Origin of the sequence: Emticicia sp. (assembly GCF_049241225.1) — a bacterium.
Lineage (GTDB): Bacteria > Bacteroidota > Bacteroidia > Cytophagales > Spirosomataceae > Emticicia.
Map to the genome: position 1 here is coordinate 1 of NZ_JBMLRC010000236.1, position 3,291 is coordinate 3,291.

The 3,291-nt window shown below is 40.1% G+C and carries 4 protein-coding genes; 1 reads left to right on the forward strand and 3 read right to left on the reverse strand.

Going from position 1 to position 3,291, the window contains the following annotated elements; genetic code table 11:
* From ACOVO2_RS12730 to ACOVO2_RS12740, 3 genes are all read right to left on the reverse strand, one after another.
* The coding region (locus tag ACOVO2_RS12730) for a hypothetical protein (RefSeq protein WP_421770344.1) at window positions 1–194 on the reverse strand (194 nt) is incomplete at its 3' end.
* 38 nt (window positions 195–232) lie between these two features.
* Window positions 233–778, reverse strand: coding sequence for an RNA polymerase sigma factor (locus ACOVO2_RS12735; protein ID WP_421770345.1), 546 nt, complete (start codon window positions 776–778; stop codon window positions 233–235).
* Between the two features lie 56 nt (window positions 779–834).
* Entirely contained in the window at window positions 835–1,758 is a 924-nt protein-coding gene (locus tag ACOVO2_RS12740; protein ID WP_421770346.1) for a LysR family transcriptional regulator, read from the reverse strand.
* Window positions 1,759–1,853: 95 nt separating this feature from the next.
* On the opposite strand from ACOVO2_RS12740, the gene ACOVO2_RS12745 reads away from it, so the two are divergent.
* Window positions 1,854–3,290 carry an NADP-dependent isocitrate dehydrogenase gene (locus ACOVO2_RS12745; protein WP_421770347.1) on the forward strand — a complete coding sequence of 479 codons (1,437 nt, stop codon included), beginning with the start codon at window positions 1,854–1,856 and terminating at the stop codon, window positions 3,288–3,290.
* Window position 3,291 lies beyond the last annotated feature (1 nt).

Below are 3,291 nucleotides of genomic sequence, written 5' to 3' on the forward strand. Positions count from 1 at the left end.
AATACGCCTAACAACAAACTCGCTGCCGCCCACCAAAGCCATAAAGGTTTTTGCTTTCGTGGCTTTTTTTCATCTAATCGTTCTTCGAGCCGATTCCACAAGTCGGTATCATCGAAATCCATATCCAAGTCAGCAAATTCGCTCTCAGATAAGTTTTCAATTTTATGTTTGATATTTAGTTCTTCTTGTGTCATTTCCTATTCTCAGTTTTCGACAGGTTGAAAACTCTGTCCTACAATCCTGTTCTACAATTTTGTTTTTCTAAACTCTGCTTGAGCATGGCTTTCGCCTTGAAAAGTTGCGAACGAGACGTTCCTTCGGTTATGTTTAGTACTTCGGCAATCTCGGTGTGTGTGTAGCCCTCAATCACATACATATTAAAAACCGTTCGATACCCATCTGGCAATTGTGCAATCAATACCATTAATTCCTGAGCAGAAAGTTCATCTTCAATACCGATTTCATTGGTTTCTGTAAAATCATCTTCTGTAATTTGCTGATACAAAAGCGTTTTCGTTTTCCGCAAAATCTTCAATGATTGATTCACCACAATCCGTTTCATCCAAGCCTCTGCTTGTGCATCTGATTGATAATCAAACTTTTGCAGGTTCTCGAAAATCAAAGCAAAAGCCTCCAAGCAAGCATCTTCGGCATACTGACGGTCGTTCAGATACCGAAAACTTAGCCTCAAAAAAGACTTTGAAAACCCCTCAAATAGGGCTTTCTGAGCTTTTCGGTCGGCGGTTTTACAAGATGCTATGAGGCGTTGTAGATTCATTTCAATGACAATAATCCAAGAAGTGTTGTGTGCGTTGCCCGAGTATTAGAAAATTTTTAAAATTTTTCAAACCACTCAAACTTTTCGTGAACAATGGCTTCTTTTTGCTCTTTGACATACTTCAAAAATGCGGCGGCTACGGGTGAGAAGTTTTTATTTTTCATCCAAACCAAATTCCAAACCGAAGTAATCGGAAAATCTTTTACTGGAATAATTTGCAAATCGCCGTGAAGTAGTTCGTTTTTGATGCCAATCAATGGCATAATCGAGCAGCCCAAACCCGCAATAACGGCCTGTTTTACGGCTTCGTTGGAGGTCAGTTCCATCTTTTTTCTGACTGGTAATTTATTTTCTTCTATAAATCGCTCCATCACGAGCCTTGTGCCTGAGCCTTGTTCTCGGTAGATAAGTGGCAATTCCTCAAAGATACTTTTATCGTAAATTTTCTTTGTAAACTTACTTTTGGTGTTTGCTACTAAGAATAATTTATTTTGAAGCAATTCAATATTTTCAACTTTCAGATTGTCGGGTAGCACCGAAACCAACGAAAAATCGACTTCGTTTTTCTCCAAACTTTCTATCACTTTTGCCCGATTTGTTACGTCCATCATCAATTCTATGCCTTCATTTCGGGTAATGAAATCCGTCAAAAAATAAGGCATCACATATTTCCCAGTCGAAACAACCGAGATTTTCAGGCGGCCAGTTAGCTTGCCTTTGTGTGCCATTGTTTTGTAATTAATGGCATATACTTCATTCAGAATCTTCTCGGCTGCTTCGGCTATTTCTCTGCCAAAATCTGTGATAAATAGCTTTCTACCAACGACTTCCGTGAGTGGAATCTCAAATTGGTCTTGTAGGTTTTTTAGTTGAATTGATACGGCTGGCTGAGTGAGATAAAGCTCTTCAGCGGCCTTTGTGATACTTTGTGTCTGAGTAATTTTCAGAAACACCTGTAATTGATGTAGTGTATAATTCATAATAATAGTTTATATATATCATTACAAATATAAATAAAAATAAATGAATTTTTGTTTAGAATTTTGCAGCGTTAAATCAAAATAATCGAAACGCAATGACAAAAATTACAGTAGCAAAAGGTGACGGAATCGGTCCGGAGATTATGGATGCCACGCTTGAGATTTTGATGGCAGCAGGAGCAAAAATCGAAGTCGAAGAAATTGAGGTGGGTGAAAAAGTGTATTTAGCTGGTAACACTGCGGGTATTGCCAAAGAATCTTGGGACGTAATCAGACGCAACAAGGTTTTCTTGAAAGCACCAATCACAACGCCTCAAGGTGGTGGTTATAAAAGTTTGAACGTAACGACCCGAAAATTTTTGGGGCTTTACTCGAATGTGCGTCCGTGTATGAGCTTACATCCTTTTGTGGCTACCAAACACCCAATTATGGATGTGGTTATTGTGCGTGAAAACGAAGAAGATTTATACGCAGGAATTGAACACCAACAAACCGATGAGGTGGTTCAGTGCTTGAAACTTATCAGCCGCCCAGGTTGCGAAAAAATCGTGCGTTATGCTTTCGAGTACGCCAAACACTACGGCCGTAAGAAAGTTACGTGCTTCACGAAAGATAATATTATGAAGCAAACGGATGGTTTGTTTCACCAAGTTTTCGATGAAATTGCGAAAGAATACCCAGAAATAGAAAACGAGCATTGGATTATTGATATTGGTGCGGCAAAAATGGCCGATACGCCAGAGGCTTTTGATGTAATCGTAATGCCAAATCTTTACGGTGATGTACTCTCTGATGTGGCAGCTCAAATTGCGGGTTCAGTAGGTTTGGCGGGTTCGGCCAACATTGGTGAAGAATGTGCCATGTTTGAAGCAATACACGGTTCGGCACCTCGCAGAGCAGGACAAAACATGGCCAATCCATCGGGACTTTTGCAAGGAGCAATCATGATGCTCAACCATATCGGGCAAACCAAAGTTGCCGAAAAAGTACAGAACGCTTGGCTAAAAACTATCGAAGATGGTATCCATACCTACGATGTTTTCAAAGAAGGAGTAAGTAAAGAAAAAGTTGGTACAAAAGAGTTTGCCCAAGCGGTAATTGCCAATCTTGGTCAAGAGCCAAAGCTTTTAAAATCAGTAAGTTATGCCGAAAATACCACACTTAATCTACCAAAATATGAGCGTAAAGCTCCAGCCAAAAAAGAATTGGTCGGTGTTGATTTGTTCGTTCACTGGGCAGGTAAAAGTCCTGACGAGTTGGCCGCTATCGTACAGTCACTCGACACCAACGAAGTGAAACTTTCGATGATAACCAACCGTGGAATCAAGGTTTGGCCAGAAGGTTTTGAAGAAACTTTCTGCACTGACCACTGGCGTTGTAGATTCAAACCTACCGAAGGTAATCAGATGAGCAAAGAAGCCATTATTCAGTTGCTCAATGGTGCTATCGAAAAAGGCATTGATACCGTAAAAACCGAAAACCTTTATACTTTCGATGGTAAGATGGGCTTCTCGTTGGGTCAAGGACAATAAT

Coding starts and splice junctions, on each gene's coding strand:
- ACOVO2_RS12735 (WP_421770345.1), bottom strand. CDS start 778: ATGAATCTACAACGCCTCATAGCATCTTGTAAAACCGCCGACCGAAAA.
- ACOVO2_RS12740 (WP_421770346.1), bottom strand. CDS start 1,758: ATGAATTATACACTACATCAATTACAGGTGTTTCTGAAAATTACTCAG.
- ACOVO2_RS12745 (WP_421770347.1), top strand. CDS start 1,854: ATGACAAAAATTACAGTAGCAAAAGGTGACGGAATCGGTCCGGAGATT.